This window comes from Gimesia sp., assembly GCF_048260065.1.
In the GTDB taxonomy this organism is placed as follows: domain Bacteria; phylum Planctomycetota; class Planctomycetia; order Planctomycetales; family Planctomycetaceae; genus Gimesia.
In genome coordinates, this window is sequence record NZ_JBLXHC010000006.1 from 130105 (window position 1) to 145231 (window position 15127).

Sequence of the window (15127 nt, forward strand, 5' to 3'; positions counted from 1 at the left end):
TATTTTTAAATTAGTCATTTGAATTATTCTGGATCTGTCAGAAACCGTTTCTGTAAGATCCTCTCTTCGTTCACCATATCTCAAAGAATTGAAACAATCATGATGCGCTACATTCTATCCATCCTGATGCTGTTCTGTGTTACAACATTTCTGCAAGGATGCGGAGGAGAAGAAGCTCCACCGGAAGAAACGTTTAACGAAATGGATCAACTCGATCCCGCTGAAGAAGCAGCTGCTCAGAAAAAAGCGATGCAGCAAAACTGATTCAGACATCGCTTTCATGTTATTTCAGACTGTACATTCTCTTTTTTAATAGTGAATGTGCAGTTTTTTTTCGCTCTCACCTGTAACCCTATCTGAACACATGCCACTCCGTCTGCCCCCGTCTCTTAATTAAGAATGCTCATTATTGTTCACTTCTAAACTCGCTGTACATAAGCATTTACAAATACAAATCCTGCTTTCTTTTAGCAGAACATACTGGATTTTTTCCTATGATTCCTCTATAGTGTGAATATCTAATTTACTGGTAATTTCATGTAGTTTTCACATGAAGCAGTCCAGAGAGTGGCTTCACCCTATTTCATATTCACGTGTTAACACACAAACCGAAGCCAGTATTCATTTTCAAAGCCTCAAATCTAAATTGAAAATTGATTGCAGCCCAGAACTAACGTTTTGGTTACGCACGCTCACATCCATAGATTTACTAAAAAAAATTCTCCGTTTCATTTTCTATTTTTTTAGGAGTTCAAGTAATGGAAAAAGTGTTGCTCACTAGAAAGCGCGGTTTCACGCTCATCGAACTGCTGGTTGTGATTGCGATCATCGCGATCCTGATCGCTCTGCTGTTACCAGCTGTTCAACAGGCTCGCGAAGCCGCCCGTCGCTCGACATGTAAGAACAATCTCAAACAGATTGGACTTGCACTGCACAACTATCACGACAACTTCAATATGTTTCCTCCGGGAGATGTACGAAGAACTTATGGCTCAGGAGTTCAATCCTGGACCACCAGTCAGCTCGGCTGGATTCCCCGCATTCTGCCCTTCCTGGATCAGTCGGTGATCTACAACAAGATCAACTGGGAAATGGAACACGGAGTCAGCGCTGCTCCTAATAACAGCATCCGGGCAGAAAAAATTCCTGCCGTCCGCTGCCCCAGTGACTCTTCGCGTCAACCTTCGTCTTCTTATGGTCCCACCAACTATCTGGCATGTCGTGGTAACAATACCACCACCACTAGTAACAAAGGGACTTCGATGTTCTGGAACAACAGTGATGTCAGAATCCGTGACGTGGAAGATGGTACGACAAATACCATGATGGTTTCAGAAACATTTGCCAGCGCAGAATTCTGTACGGAACAACCTTCAGGCGGGGTCTGCCCGGCAACCTGTACCAGCTACAACAGTGGCAAAACCGGTTCACAGCAGGGTTACTCCTGGATGTATGCTTCTCTGTATGAAGCTGCCTACTACGGGACGGTTTATACCCCCAACCATAAACAACCAGACTGTGGTGCCAGTTCCAGCTCACAGGCTGCTCATCTGGCTGCCCGCAGTAAGCACACGGGTGGTGCCCATGTTCTGCTAGGTGACGGTAGTGTTCGCTTCGCTGGCGACAATATCGACACGACGATCTGGAGAAATCTGGGGAACCCCGCTGACGGAAATGTCCTGGGTGAGTGGTAAGCCATCCTTTTCTGTAAAACTGAAATGTTCCTCGTCACTTGCTTCAAGTGGCGAGGTTCTTTTTTTAGACACTGATCATTTCTGTATAGTCTGACTTCTGCTACAGATTAGATCCCATTTGCCCGGAGTGCTGCTGGAGCTGTTCGATTTGCCTCATCAGCACGGAAGATACTCAGAAAGTCTGGACTCTGCCGTTGACTCTCGGTCTTGATTAACTGCTCAAAAAACAATCGGGGCAAGCTTTAACCGGGTTCGACAGGTATCGAGAATCACGCGTGTGGCGCTGGCACCGACGCGGCTCACACCCAGATCACGAACCTCAAGCAGCTGATCCAGCGTACGGATACCGCCTGCCGCTTTGATCTGAACCCGTTCCGGGCTATGCGTCCGCATCAGCTTTAAATCGTCTAACGTTGCGCCTCCTGTGCCATATCCGGTTGAAGTTTTAACCCAGTCCACTCCCAGGCCGGCACAGATACGACACAGCTCAATCTTCTGTTCGTCCGTCAGATAACAGTTCTCGAAGATCACTTTGATTTTCTGACCAGCCTGGTGCGCGACCCGGGTTATCGCTCCGATCTCGCTTTCGACATACTTCCAGTCGCCACTGAGTACCCGCGATAGATTGACGACCATATCCAGTTCTTTACAACCATCCAGAATCGCCTGTTCCGCCTCGCGCTGTTTCATCACCAGTGTATGTCCGCCATGCGGAAAACCGATCGTCGTGCTGGGATGAACAGTGGAGTGTTCCAGAATCTCGGAGCAGCGCTTGAGATAGAAAGGCATAATACAGACACTGGCCACATCATATGCCAGAGCGAGTTGACAGCCCGCTTCCAGTTCCGGAACCGTCAAAATGGGACTCAACAGGGAGTGATCAATCATCTTCGATATTTTTTTGAACTGCTCTTCCATGGGTATTACTCTCGGCAGGGAATGTAATTTCGCAGGTAAGTATGACACTGTCTCAATGCAGCCAGACACGCTTCGGTGGAACCTTCGTAGGCACGATCCTCGACTTCCACGCAGACCGGTCCCTGATAACCGATCTCATTCAATTGTGAAAAAAAATGCCCCCAGTCAACCTGTCCCAGACCGGGCAGCTTGGGAGTATGATATTCGAGGGGACAGGCCATAATTCCCACCTGGTTCAGCCGATGCTGATCGACGCGTACATCCTTGGCGTGCACATGGAAGATCCGATCGGCAAAATCACGAATGGGAGCCACATAATCCATCTGCATCCACACCAGATGCGAGGGATCATAATTCAACCCAAAGTATTCACTCGGAATATCTGCATACATGCGCCGCCAGATAGCAGGCGTGCAGGCCAGATTTTTCCCGCCCGGCCATTCGTCTTGCGTAAACGACATGGGACAGTTTTCAATTCCAACACGCACCTGCTGCTGTTCTGCATATTGAATAATCTCAGGCCAGGTCTGCAGAAATCGAGGCCAGTTCTCATCGACCGATTTTTTCCAGTCCCGACCGATGAATGTATTCATGCGGTTGATACCCAGTTTACCCGAAGCGGAGATGACCTTCTGAATATGCTCCACGTATTTACCGGCTTCTTCCGGATCGGGACAGAGAGGATTCGGATAGTATCCCAGCGCACTGATCTCGATCCCGAATTCATCGGAGAGTTGAGAAATCGTTGTGACATCCGCATCGGTAAACTGCTCGGCAGAAATGTGCGTGATTCCGGCATAACGTCGAGAATCGTTACCCTCAGGCCAGCACATGACTTCAACACAATCATAGCCGATCTCTGCGGCCACCTGAAACACTTTGCGCAGATCATAATCCGGCAGGATAGCCGTCACAAATCCCAGTTGCATTCTCTGTTTCCCCCACTGCTGTCCCTGGTATGAGTCTTTCCGGAAAACGGGCTTCCGAGACTGATATCATAAGCAACCTGGGAGTACAGGTCTACAACGGGAAACAGAATCGATAGGGCGCAATGTGCCTGGAATGATGAGCGGGGGGAGCAGATTTCTGCCTGGGGAGAACCAGCCAGCAGTTGGCGGTCGGGGTTTACCAGATTTCTTTCAGGTTAAATTCGTAAGCCTGCATACGACGTCCTGCTTCGAATTCTTCCGGAGCCTCTGCAAGTACGCGTACCCAGACACGCTCACCTTCATACTTCCCTTCAATGGAAATATGACAACCTAACTGATCATCGTAATCGATGGGTAATGCTTGCCAGTATAAAGACTCGACTTCCTCAAAGATTTCACCCAGCTTGAGGATATTGAAACAGAACTTGGAAGGTGCCAGCACTCCATCCCACTCGCCACCGACAATCTCGGTACTGGATGCAAATAAGGTCACTTCCCACTCGTTACCACTGCTATTGTGGAAAAAATGGCAGCCGATCGGCGAAAGCATATCGACATCATACATCAATGATGCCACTTGATTTGCCATTGATTTCAGCCAGGATGGTGGGGAGGGCATCTGAAGGATTCAATCTAGTAACTGGTCAGGAACTTGGGTGAATGACGTTAACGATTGGTAATCAATCTACGTATAAACTAAGGTGCTTACAAATAATGAGGTTACCCATGACAATCTGTTTTACCTTTTAAACGTAAACGATCTTATCGATTGGAGTGCCTTGCCCGAAGCCGCGTCGTCTTCAGCCCGCGTTATTACTGCAAGATCGCAATCTAACGAAGCTTCGAACGTGAGTTGTTTCGCCTGAAGACGTACACAGGCACATTCGAATATTCGATTTGGGAATGAATGACGCAAAAAAAGTGCCAAATAGTGTTCCCTCACCAGATTAGTGACCGACGCCGAATTGAGAATCAAACAGTATTGATATTCAACTGCCTGCAAGCAGAATTTTCAGGTGAGATAAAGAGATTTCTTCAGTAAATAAGCGGTGCCCGGGACAAGCAGATCTGTCTGTCAAAAAAATAAACACCTTTGATTAACAGATTGTTCAAAGGTGTTTACAAATTCGTTGTATTCTGGAAACAGCAGTCCGTGTTTCTATCAATTTGTCAACAGACCATTAATCATCATAATCGCAGCTGGCCCGACCAGTACCACAAAGATACCGGGGAAAATAAACAGAACCAGTGGGAAGATCATCTTAACGGCTGTCATCGCAGCCTGCTCTTCGGCCAGCTGGCTGCGTTTTACACGCATACTGTCTGACTGTACGCGTAATGCCTGGGCAATCGATGAACCAAATTTATCAGCCTGAATCAGAATCGCCGCCAATGCCCGCATATCATCGACGCCGCTGCGAATTCCCAGATCGTGCAGTACTTCCCTGCGGGGACGGCCCATCTGTAACTGCAGATTACACAAGGCAAATTCACTGCACACATCAGGTGCGGTCTCTTCCAGTTCCCCAGAAACACGTCGCATGGCAGCATCCAGACCTAAACCCGCTTCCACACATACGACCAGCAGGTCGAGCGCATCAGGCAGCGACAGAAATATACGTTCGACGCGTCCCTTGATCAGCAGACGCAGCGCAATCTCCGGCAGATAAAAGCCGATTCCACCGGCAATGACCAGTGACGTCCAGCCATTTTGGGTCATCCCGAAGTTATAAAAGCCGTAACCCGAGCCCAGTAATACTCCCAGGAGACCTAACGCGACCTTCAATGAGAGAAAGAGGGAAGGCGCAGCTTCCGAATTATAACCGGCGTTTGCGAGCCGCACTTTTAACTGATTTTCTTCCAGTTCTGACTTGGGTGTTAATGCTTTCGAGAGCGCGGGAGCTGCCTTTTCAAACAACGAACTGGCCGAATTCGCATCGTCAGGATTATTGCGCAAATGGGGATTACGTAATTCTTCCAGCCGCGCATTGGCACGGGAATTATCTGAATTCAGTTTGTTGATCAGGGCAATCACACCCACAATCACCATCCCGAAAATCGCCCATGGTAATAATTGAACAAAGTCCATGTTTTCATCTCCCACATTCAACGAATGAAATCTGCATTCACAATATTTCAGAACTCAATGTATCTGATAAAACCTGATCACCCGGTTTATTTCAGACGGATCAGATTTTGATGTTTACAATCTTCTTGATCCACAAGGCCCCCAGTACCTGCAGTACGATACCGCCGGCAATCATTTTTCGTCCCAGCTCATCTGTAAACAGGAGCATCACATAATCAGGGTTGAGATAGTAAACCGCAAAGAACAATGCGATCGGCAATGCCATCAGCACGACTCCACTGATACGACCTTCCCCCGTCAGAGCCTGAACCTGTCCCATAATTTTAAAGCGCTGTCTGATGATGTAACCGATTTTGTCCAGAATCTCAGCCAGGTCCCCCCCGGCCTGCCTCTGGATCACAACCGCAGTCACGAAAAACTTCAGGTCCAGGTTCGGCATCCGCTTTAACATGCTTTTTAATGCTTCATCAATGGGAACACCCAGATTCTGCTCTTCATACGCCATCGCAAATTCCGTTGCGATAGGAGGCGGCATCTCCTGAACGACCACACTTAATCCAGACGAAAGACTGTGCCCGGAACGTAACGCACGCCCCACCAGTTCCAGTGCATCAGGTAACTGTAGAGCGAATTTTTTAAAACGCCGATTGCGACGGAACAGCAGCCACATAAACGGCAGGCTCCCGGCTGCCAAAGCCGCTACCGGGCAAAACGGGACAGGTGCATTCGTAAACCAGGCAGCAGCAAACCCCAGTGCACCCGCAACCGCAGTCATCAACAGAAACGTATCTGCTTTAAACGGTGCCTCTGCCTGCTCCAGCAGCAGTTTGATATTTCCAAACTTTTCAAAGAAGTGGGTCACCTGATCAGACAGGCTGTTCAGACCTCCCTTCACAAATTCTTCTTTGAGCAACGAGGCTGTTTCTTCCGACGATTTCTTTTTCCCGGTAATCACGGCCAGTCGGTCTTCCGCCTTGCTGGACGAAAAATCCTTGATGACGAAGATGACGGCTCCTGCAAAAGCCATCATTCCCAGAAATGCAGCGATGGAGATGATGAGTGTCTGATCCATCTCAGATTACCTTTATCGTTTAAAAAGTCGTGTTTTTATCTTTAAGAAACAGAAATGATCTCAGCCCTGCAATACGCGATTGGCAAACAGATTACCAGGCAGACGAATCCCGGCTGCCTCCAGTCGATCCATAAATGCCGGTCGTACGCCGGTCGCTTCAAAGTGACCGTATGCTCTTCCGTCAGCATCAATGCCATCCTGAATGAACAGGAAGATATCCTGCATGATGACCGTGTCCTGTTCCATATTCAGAACTTCCGTCACGTGGGTCACCTTTCGGGGTCCCCCCTGCAGACGGTTAACCTGAATAATCAGATCGACGGCAGAAGCGAACTGTTGCCGCAACGCTTTCAGAGGCAGTTCCACTCCCCCCATCGTAATCATGGTTTCCAGACGGGAAACGGCGTCACGAGGCGAGTTGGCGTGAATCGTCGTTAATGAGCCTTCGTGACCTGTATTCATCGCCTGTAACATGTCCAGCGATTCGCCACCACGACATTCCCCGATGATGATTCGGTCTGGTCGCATACGCAAAGCGTTTTTCACCAGGTCTGTGGCAGAGATGGCTCCACGACCTTCAATATTAGGAGGTCGCGTTTCCAGGCGTAAAATGTGTTCCTGTTGTAGCTGAAGTTCCGCCGCATCTTCGATCGTGATCACACGATGGTCACTCTGGATGAAGCTGGACAGGGTATTCAACAATGTAGTTTTACCAGAACCGGTACCACCACTGATGATGGTATTGATGCGAGCTTTAATGGCGCCTTCCAGCAGCATGGCTACTTCGGGAGTAAATGCACCAAATCGCAGCAGATCTTCCAGCCCCAGAGGATTCGATCCGAATTTACGAATCGTCAACGACGGACCATCCAGAGCCAGCGGAGGAATGACGGCATTCAAACGAGAGCCATCAGGCAGACGGGCGTCGACCAGCGGAGAAGTTTCATCCACACGTCGTCCCACTTTAGAAACAATACGATCCAGGATCTGCAGCAAATGCTGATTATCGCGGAACACGACTTTTGATCGTTCAATCCGGCCGTTCTTTTCGACGAAGACATGCTTGGGACCATTGATCATGATATCTGCGATATCCTGATCTTTGAGCAGCAGTTCGAGCGGTCCGAAACCAAAGGTCTCGTCCAGAATTTCTTCGATCAACCGTTCTCTCTCAGAACGATTCAACAGCGGATTTTCCGTATCACACAGATGCTCGATCACCAGTCGGATTTCCCGGCGCAGTGAATCACCTTCCAGGTCACCCACTCGCGACAAATCCAGTTTTTCAACCAGTTTACCGTGAATCAGTCGTTTCAGATCATCAAATGCCATATTGGAATCGGCGTGGGAAAAGCCAGAGACTGCCATCTTATTCATAACTCCTTGAAGTTGTATCTTTTATTTAAAAACCAGAATGTTCTGTCCGAGTTCGACATCCATCATCACACTACCGGTTCAGGGAGCTGTGACAGGTTTTTCAGTTTAAATTTAGTTCATAAAATGACATCACGTCGCCTTTAGAATAAAATGATGCAAAAAAGCAGCATCTCTGCATCAGCGAAAAACGAGCACCCATATCGATTTTGCCGATGATGCATCGTTTAAGCTCTCTGTGGATCAAGCCGGTTGATCTCATCGCAGGCATGCTGGTACATGAGATTGCAGTATTCAGCTGCTTTTCCTGCCTGAGAGGTAGCATTTAATAAGCATGACAGTTGAAAATCAGGTTCCCCCAACTCCCTGCCTGCCATGCTCTCAAATGACAGAGGCAGGCGTCTCAAGCCGCATAACCGCTACGACTCTGAAAAGTAAAAACATTGCTGCAATTATCAATAATTATTCCAACTTATTGCGAAGCCGAAAATCTGAGGGTACTCATCCCGCGTATCAATGCTGCGCTCTCTGATGCCAGTCTGAAGGCAGAAATCATTGTGGTCGATGACAACAGCCCGGATGAGACAATTCAGGTATGTGAGGAACTGGCTGAAACGTTTCCCCTGCAGCTGATTACCCGCGAGAATGAACGGGGACTCTCGACTGCTGTAATCGCCGGACTGAATGCCGCAGCAGGGGAGATTCTGCTGGTCATGGATGCAGACCTCTCGCATCCTCCCGAAAAGATTCCGGAACTGGTTTCCGCCCTCAATCAGCCGCTCACCGATTTTGTAATCGGCAGCCGCTATGTCGAGGGAGGTTCTACCGACCAGAGTTGGGGCTGGTTCAGAAAGTGGAATTCCCGGGTGGCAACATGGTTATCCCGCCCATTCACGAGCGCTCGTGATCCCCTGGCTGGTTTCTTTGCAATCAAAAGACAGACTTACCTGAAGGCCCGCAACATTCTGAATCCCATTGGATATAAAATCGGGCTGGAGCTCATTGTCAAATGCCGCTGCCAGCATGTCGTTGAAATCCCGATTGAATTCACGGATCGCATGGCGGGCACCAGCAAGCTTTCCTTCAAAGAGCAACTGCATTATCTGAAACATCTCAAACGATTGTTCGATTTCAAATATCAGAACTATGCCTATTTCGTCCAGTTCGCGCTGATCGGACTGACGGGGGTCTTCGTGAATTTGCAGATGCTCGCCTTGCTCTCCATCTGGCTGATTTCCCCGGTCGCGGTCGCATTGGCGATCTGGACTTCCATGAGTACCAACTTCCTGCTCAACCGGAATATCACCTTCTCGTATGCCAAGCATCAGCCGTTCTGGAAACAGTACCTGAGCTATTGTGGCAGTTGCCTGACAGGTGCCATTTTCAACTGGTTGACGACAATGGTGCTGAGCCGTTCCTTCCAGTTCTTTGAGAAGCGGATCCTGCTGGCGGCATTTATAGGTATTCTTGTCGGCATGGGCTTCAACTTTCTGCTCTGCCGATACCTGGTTTTCTCAAAGCACAAACCAGCGGAAGAAACAACGGCGACCGAATAACAATTCAGACAGACGAAGCAGGTTCTTCTCTCGTTGTCAAAATCGTTTCAATCTCACAGCTGTAATGTTACTCAGGTAAGTCGCCCTGCTGAGGAGGCTGACGCTTCTGCTGCTGGGCAACCTTTCTCTGAAACTGCTCGAAGGAGTGAGTCAGTGAATCCAGCAGGCGGGGAATATTCGGCGCGGCGAGATGAACACGGGCCGAGACACAGGAACGCGGGAAAAACGTGGTAATGAAATCGAATGAGAATTCCGTCGCCGAGTGCCCAATCCGCACGGCATTCGCATAGGTGCCGGACAGCATCTCATCGGGCAGCTTCAATTCATCATACAGTTCTTCCGCTGAAGGTGGTTTCTGGGCCGGTTCTACCGGGTTGGTTTTGGTTTCTGAAGCTTCCTGATTACCGGACTCGGGTGTCCTCGTCTCTCCCACGACTCCTGCTCCGCCAGCTGCTGTTCCGGATACAGAATCCGCTACGGGAGACGCAGACGGCTCCGATTCAGGAGCTTCGATCCCTGCCCCCACATTGATGGATTCAGAGGAACCAGTCGCAGCTGGAGGTAACGGAGTGGGGATCACTGGAGTCCCGAAACGGTTTTCGTAGTTCGTCAGATTGTCGCGAAGTGCACGGATCATCTGGGGAACGACTCCGATGGGGAGTACAACCCGGGCTACGACCTGCTGAGGCGTGGAAATCCGTAAGAGAAAATCGAGAATGAATTCATGGCCGCCCTGAAGCACAACCGCTCCTGTACTGAAAACGCCGCGTGAGACCCCTTCCGGTACCCGGGCACTGACCTGAGAATGTCTTATTTCCTGGGTATGACGTTCCGGGTTGAATTCAGAACCTTCATCATTGTTTTCTGCTGGCGTCGGATTATCGCTCATGGCTACTGTTTCATTCCTTCAGGATTCTCTACGGTCTCGTGACTCACAGACGTGGTTTACAATAATCATAGTAGTTGCCTGGACGACACTCAGCAAACCAGACAGAGCATTTTGAGCATATCATTCAAAATGCGATCAGGTTTGAATGACTCGCAATTCTTTGGGCAGGGGAAATCGAACGGATTCTTTGCGGACAATCGCGTTTTCAATTTCCGCCTGATAGTTCTCTTTCAGGTATTGAATCAGTTCCTCCACCACAACTTCGGGAGCACTGGCGCCCGCTGTGATCAGAATCGTTTCAGACTGCTCGAGCCATTCCGATTTCACTTCTTCTACCCCGTCGATCAGATAGGCGGGCTTACCGGCTGTCTTGCCGATCTCCATTAATCGCTTGCTGTTAGAACTGTTCTGGCTTCCGAGGACGAGCACCAGGTCCGCACGTGATACCAGTTCGGAGACGGCTTCCTGACGATTCGTGGTGGCATAACAGATATCTTCTTTCGGAGGACTTTCGATCGAAGGATATTTTTCCTTGAGGCTGCGGATCACGCGTCCTGCTTCTTCTACACTTAATGTGGTCTGAGTCAGAAAAGCCAGTCGCGCTCCTTCAGGAAAATTCAAGGCGGCAACTTCTTCCGGGGTTTCGATCAGGGTAATACTTTCCGGAGCCTCTCCCATTGTGCCGATGACTTCATCATGCCCTTCATGGCCAATCAAAATAATATGATAACCAGCGTCGGCGTATTTGATAGCTTCGGTATGCACCTTGGTCACCAGCGGACAGGTTGCATCAATCGTGCGAATGTTTCGTTCACGCGCCTGGCTACGTATCACCGGGGACACACCATGCGCACTGAAAACCAGAATGGAATTTTCCGGCACTTCGCTCACGGCATCAACAAAGGTGACACCCAGGTTCGTAAAACGATTCACAACATATTTGTTATGCACGATCTCATGATAGACATACACATTACTGCCAAAGATGCGAATGACTTCTTCAAGACACTCGATTGCCATATTCACTCCCGCACAGAAACCGCGGGGATTTGCCAGTATTACTTTCATTGGTTTTGTTCCAGTATCACAGAAATGAAATTGCTTATTTCTGTTAAGGGGCTCGTGTCCCATTTCTCATCAAAGTGGCTGAAGTCAAGTCGGTCTGCAAGGATCTGATACATCAAATCCATCAGATGCAATCACTTAGACCGCCTCAGTTACTATTCTATGCTGATCACAAAGCGAAACCAGATCCGGGAAGTTGATTTTTGCCACTTTCAACAAAGGAAAGGCGTTTTTTTGCTTATTTCAGCCGAGAAACAAGTGTTATCACCAGCCACTGGCAGTCAGAGGCGCGCAACGACGCACCCTGTCACAACCCGATCAGCAGGAGATTACTGGCAAGTCGGACTTATTCGACCGTCACACTTTTTGCCAGATTGCGTGGCCGGTCGACATTACATCCGCGCTGGACTGCAATATGGTAGGAAAGCAGCTGTAATGGGATGGCTGTGACGAGAGGCTGCAGAAAATCGTCGACGTCGGGAACATAAATCACGTCGTCGGCGATATCGGCAATCTTGTCATCCCCTTCGCAGGCGATGGCGATCACAGGCCCCTTCCTCGCTTTGACCTCTTCCAGATTGCTCATCACTTTGGGATAAATCTGTCCGCGGGGTACCACGAACACGCTGGGAGTGGCTTCATCCACGAGCGCAATCGGACCATGTTTCATTTCCGCAGCGGGATAACCCTCTGCATGAATGTAGCTGATCTCTTTGAGCTTCAAGGCCCCTTCCAGTGCACCGGGAAAATTATAAAGGCGTCCCAGGTACAGGAAGTTATTAAAGTTACAATATTTCAATGCAATGTCCTTTACCTGATCATTGCATTCCAGGCATTTCCGAACCTGGTCGGGGATCTTGTGAATGGCATCGATAATTCTACGACCGGCTGGATAGGACAAATGCCGCATCCTGCCCAGAAACAATGCCAGCTGAATCAAAACCATGACCTGTGAAGTGAATGCTTTGGTCGAAGCAACTCCCACTTCCTGGCCGGCGTGCAGATAAATTCCGCCATCCGCTTCGCGGGCGATGGTGGATCCGACCACATTACAGATCGCCAGTGTCGGATGACCTTTCCGTTTGCATTCACGCATCGCTGCCAAAGTGTCCGCAGTCTCACCACTTTGAGTGATCGCGAAAATCATTGTGCTGTTTGAAATCGGTGGATTGCGATAACGTAATTCGCTGGCATATTCCACCTCCGTCGGAATCCGGGCGAACTCTTCCAGCAGATATTCACCCACCAGTCCGGAATGCCAGCTGGTTCCGCAGGCAGTCAGAACGACGCGATCAATTTTTCGCAGTTGTTGTGCGCTCAGATTCAAGCCGCCAAATTTAGCAGTTGCTTCATCTTCATCCAGACGGCCACGCATGGCGTTTTCCAGCGTCTGGGGCTGCTCGAAGATTTCCTTCAGCATGTAATGTTCAAAATCGCCCAGTTCCGCATCGACACTCACCTGATCGAGTGTCTGAATCGAAAGCTTCTGCTGACCTTCATCACGGTGGAAGATTTCGATTTCATCACGTGTGATGACCGCCATTTCGTGATCAGAGAGGTAAATGACTTCGTCGGTGTAACCAGCCAGGGGGGTCGCATCACTGGCAATGAAATGTTCCCCTTTACCGACGCCGATCACCAGCGGACTCCCCAGACGGGCTGCAATCATGACGTCCGGCAGGTCCCGGAACATGACCACCAGGCCATAAGTACCCTTGAGTTTTGTCAGAGTGATTTCTACCGCTTTCAGGTAAGTGGAGAGTTCTTCCGGCTCTGAGCCCAGCTTGATCTGTTCTTCGAGATGATGCGACATCAGATGCGCGACTGACTCGGTATCTGTCGTCGTACGAAAAACGTACCCCAGCCCCTGCAACTGTTTTCGCAGTGAAGTGTAATTTTCGATCACGCCGTTATGAACGATAACAACATCGTTATTCCCCCCTATATGGGGATGCGAGTTCTGATCGTTGGTTTCGCCATGTGTCGCCCAGCGCGTGTGGCCGATACCTGCCGTACCGGAAACCGGATTTGACTTGTAGAGGGACGCCATCTCAAGCACGCGTCCTTTTTTCTTGCGAATCTGGATCGCGCTTCCATCGTGGACTGCGACCCCCGCGCTGTCATAGCCACGGTATTCCAGTTTCTGCAGCCCCTTGATCAGAATGGGCCCGGCCTGTCGATGACCGATATATCCGACTATGCCACACATGTTTCGCGCTCCATCGCTGGATGAGGGAAATAATGATATTGATCATTTAGCGCATTCCCCTTCGACTCTGGTAACCTGTCATCCTTGTTCAGGTTATCAGAATGTAAAAATAAAAAGGGGAAGCTCTTGAGTCTCGAAATTGTCTGCTGTGAATCAGTTACAGGTGCGGAAAGATACCACAAGATTTAAAAATAAGTCAACAACGATCCTGCATGGTTCATTTGAACACAGGAGCAGATTTGAAACCATAAGAGACTACTGGAAATGAATTTACATAAATGCACATTCACACATCAGAGTCCATTTCCGCTGCAAATCGAACGCGTTCTGCCGCCAGTCTCGCCACCGCAAAAGCACAGGCAGAATCTGAGATGGAGCGATCAAAAATCTCAGCAATATTGGTCACTTTCGTGTGAGCGAGTCTGGGATGGGATTGCACTACTTTTTCCGCGAGAAATACGGAACTGCCACTGATGAGTACGGTCTGGGGAACCTCTTCCAGCCGATTCAAGACCCGATCCAGTGCCTCGTTGATCTGAGCCTGCTGCCGCGCCGCCAGCCAGCCAGCCATCTCAACTGCTTCCGCTTCACTCAGCTCTGAAGTATCACAACAGACAGAACGGGCAATTCGGGCAAACGCATTTGCCCGGGTCGCAGGTCTTCCATCCGCCGTATCGACATCCTCGGTAGATTCAGGCAGATTCCCAAGCAATACGTAGAGATCTGCTGTTGATGCAAAATATTCCGCTGCCAGAGGACAATCCTGACCGCGTAAGGGAACACGTTTCTCCAGCATCGCCAGGGGAGTCCGACGACCACCGGTATAAACCAGTTCTCCTGACATTAATCGTTCCACGTCTGTCAGTCCCTCGGAAACCGGTAAGCCGTTCTTGAGGGGAATCAGATCGGTCGTCGTCGAGCCGATATCGATTAACAGGCCACTCTGATCGGGAATCATCCGTCCCAGCCAGGTTGCCAGCGCATGCCAGTTGGCGGCTGCAGTCAGTAATGGGAATTCCCGCGCGATCTCTGTGGTCAGAAATTCAGCCCCGGTCTGCCAGACCAGCACAGGCACATCTGGCACTGCCTGTTCGACGGCAGTCAGAATATGATTGACCCCGTCCGCCTTCGTCGGAAAACAGTCTGCCAGTTCTCCCGTCATCGTCACCGCAACCAGATCAGGGCGCTGGAAAGCGGTTAACATCTCCTGTAATGCAGACTGTAATAATTCGGGAGTTTTCCAGAGTTCAAACGACATCGCCTGGGCAGCGCCATCGCTGTCTGCCGCCTTGAGGTTCGCGCCGCCAATATCCAGGCCAATGACATACATGT

At 49.6% G+C, this 15127-nt stretch carries 13 protein-coding genes; 3 read left to right on the forward strand and 10 right to left on the reverse strand.

Features of this window, described 5'->3' with window-relative positions:
• Nucleotides 1-99: 99 nt before the first annotated feature.
• Nucleotides 100-264, forward strand: coding sequence for a hypothetical protein (locus ACN0YN_RS13215; RefSeq protein WP_417385489.1), 165 nt, complete (start codon nucleotides 100-102; stop codon nucleotides 262-264).
• 494 nt (nucleotides 265-758) lie between these two features.
• On the forward strand, nucleotides 759-1694 hold the full coding sequence (locus ACN0YN_RS13220; protein WP_417385490.1) for a DUF1559 domain-containing protein: 936 nt from the start codon (nucleotides 759-761) through the stop codon (nucleotides 1692-1694).
• A gap of 219 nt (nucleotides 1695-1913) precedes the next feature.
• Here ACN0YN_RS13220 and deoC read toward each other — a convergent pair whose 3' ends face one another.
• The 6 genes from deoC to ACN0YN_RS13250 all read right to left on the reverse strand — a co-directional run bounded on the left by deoC (nucleotide 1914) and on the right by ACN0YN_RS13250 (nucleotide 8070).
• Complete coding sequence (gene deoC / locus ACN0YN_RS13225; protein WP_417385491.1) at nucleotides 1914-2612, reverse strand: deoxyribose-phosphate aldolase; 699 nt, start codon at nucleotides 2610-2612, stop codon at nucleotides 1914-1916.
• A gap of 5 nt (nucleotides 2613-2617) precedes the next feature.
• Nucleotides 2618-3541 (reverse strand): sugar phosphate isomerase/epimerase family protein, encoded by a 924-nt coding sequence (locus ACN0YN_RS13230; RefSeq protein WP_417385492.1) that lies wholly within the window; start codon nucleotides 3539-3541, stop codon nucleotides 2618-2620.
• 196 nt (nucleotides 3542-3737) lie between these two features.
• Nucleotides 3738-4130, reverse strand: coding sequence for a hypothetical protein (locus ACN0YN_RS13235; protein ID WP_417385493.1), 393 nt, complete (start codon nucleotides 4128-4130; stop codon nucleotides 3738-3740).
• 573 nt (nucleotides 4131-4703) lie between these two features.
• Nucleotides 4704-5630, reverse strand: a complete 927-nt coding sequence (locus ACN0YN_RS13240) for a type II secretion system F family protein (protein WP_417385494.1) — start codon at nucleotides 5628-5630, stop codon at nucleotides 4704-4706.
• A 100-nt stretch (nucleotides 5631-5730) separates the two neighbouring features.
• Nucleotides 5731-6702 carry a type II secretion system F family protein gene (locus ACN0YN_RS13245; RefSeq protein WP_417385495.1) on the reverse strand — a complete coding sequence of 324 codons (972 nt, stop codon included), beginning with the start codon at nucleotides 6700-6702 and terminating at the stop codon, nucleotides 5731-5733.
• A 60-nt stretch (nucleotides 6703-6762) separates the two neighbouring features.
• The gene (locus ACN0YN_RS13250) at nucleotides 6763-8070 is read right to left on the reverse strand and encodes a CpaF family protein (protein ID WP_417385496.1); all 1308 of its coding nucleotides are present in this window, start codon (nucleotides 8068-8070) and stop codon (nucleotides 6763-6765) included.
• A 449-nt stretch (nucleotides 8071-8519) separates the two neighbouring features.
• Between ACN0YN_RS13250 and ACN0YN_RS13255 the strand changes: the two genes are divergently transcribed.
• Entirely contained in the window at nucleotides 8520-9632 is a 1113-nt protein-coding gene (locus ACN0YN_RS13255; protein WP_417385497.1) for a glycosyltransferase, read from the forward strand.
• A gap of 67 nt (nucleotides 9633-9699) precedes the next feature.
• On the opposite strand, the gene ACN0YN_RS13260 is transcribed toward ACN0YN_RS13255, so the two are convergent.
• From ACN0YN_RS13260 to ACN0YN_RS13275, 4 genes are all read right to left on the reverse strand, one after another.
• Nucleotides 9700-10521 carry a DUF3467 domain-containing protein gene (locus ACN0YN_RS13260; RefSeq protein WP_417385498.1) on the reverse strand — a complete coding sequence of 274 codons (822 nt, stop codon included), beginning with the start codon at nucleotides 10519-10521 and terminating at the stop codon, nucleotides 9700-9702.
• Nucleotides 10522-10656: 135 nt separating this feature from the next.
• Entirely contained in the window at nucleotides 10657-11589 is a 933-nt protein-coding gene (ispH, locus tag ACN0YN_RS13265; protein WP_417385499.1) for a 4-hydroxy-3-methylbut-2-enyl diphosphate reductase, read from the reverse strand.
• Between the two features lie 343 nt (nucleotides 11590-11932).
• Nucleotides 11933-13795, reverse strand: a complete 1863-nt coding sequence (glmS, locus tag ACN0YN_RS13270) for a glutamine--fructose-6-phosphate transaminase (isomerizing) (protein ID WP_417385500.1) — start codon at nucleotides 13793-13795, stop codon at nucleotides 11933-11935.
• 286 nt (nucleotides 13796-14081) lie between these two features.
• Entirely contained in the window at nucleotides 14082-15125 is a 1044-nt protein-coding gene (locus ACN0YN_RS13275; RefSeq protein WP_417385501.1) for a hydantoinase/oxoprolinase family protein, read from the reverse strand.
• Nucleotides 15126-15127: the final 2 nt, after the last annotated feature.

Coding starts and splice junctions, on each gene's coding strand:
- glmS (WP_417385500.1), bottom strand. CDS start 13,795: ATGTGTGGCATAGTCGGATATATCGGTCATCGACAGGCCGGGCCCATT.
- ACN0YN_RS13260 (WP_417385498.1), bottom strand. CDS start 10,521: ATGAGCGATAATCCGACGCCAGCAGAAAACAATGATGAAGGTTCTGAA.
- ACN0YN_RS13215 (WP_417385489.1), top strand. CDS start 100: ATGATGCGCTACATTCTATCCATCCTGATGCTGTTCTGTGTTACAACA.
- ACN0YN_RS13245 (WP_417385495.1), bottom strand. CDS start 6,702: ATGGATCAGACACTCATCATCTCCATCGCTGCATTTCTGGGAATGATG.
- ACN0YN_RS13275 (WP_417385501.1), bottom strand. CDS start 15,125: ATGTATGTCATTGGCCTGGATATTGGCGGCGCGAACCTCAAGGCGGCA.
- ACN0YN_RS13250 (WP_417385496.1), bottom strand. CDS start 8,070: ATGGCAGTCTCTGGCTTTTCCCACGCCGATTCCAATATGGCATTTGAT.
- ACN0YN_RS13230 (WP_417385492.1), bottom strand. CDS start 3,541: ATGCAACTGGGATTTGTGACGGCTATCCTGCCGGATTATGATCTGCGC.
- ACN0YN_RS13235 (WP_417385493.1), bottom strand. CDS start 4,130: ATGGCAAATCAAGTGGCATCATTGATGTATGATGTCGATATGCTTTCG.
- ispH (WP_417385499.1), bottom strand. CDS start 11,589: ATGAAAGTAATACTGGCAAATCCCCGCGGTTTCTGTGCGGGAGTGAAT.
- deoC (WP_417385491.1), bottom strand. CDS start 2,612: ATGGAAGAGCAGTTCAAAAAAATATCGAAGATGATTGATCACTCCCTG.
- ACN0YN_RS13220 (WP_417385490.1), top strand. CDS start 759: ATGGAAAAAGTGTTGCTCACTAGAAAGCGCGGTTTCACGCTCATCGAA.
- ACN0YN_RS13240 (WP_417385494.1), bottom strand. CDS start 5,630: ATGGACTTTGTTCAATTATTACCATGGGCGATTTTCGGGATGGTGATT.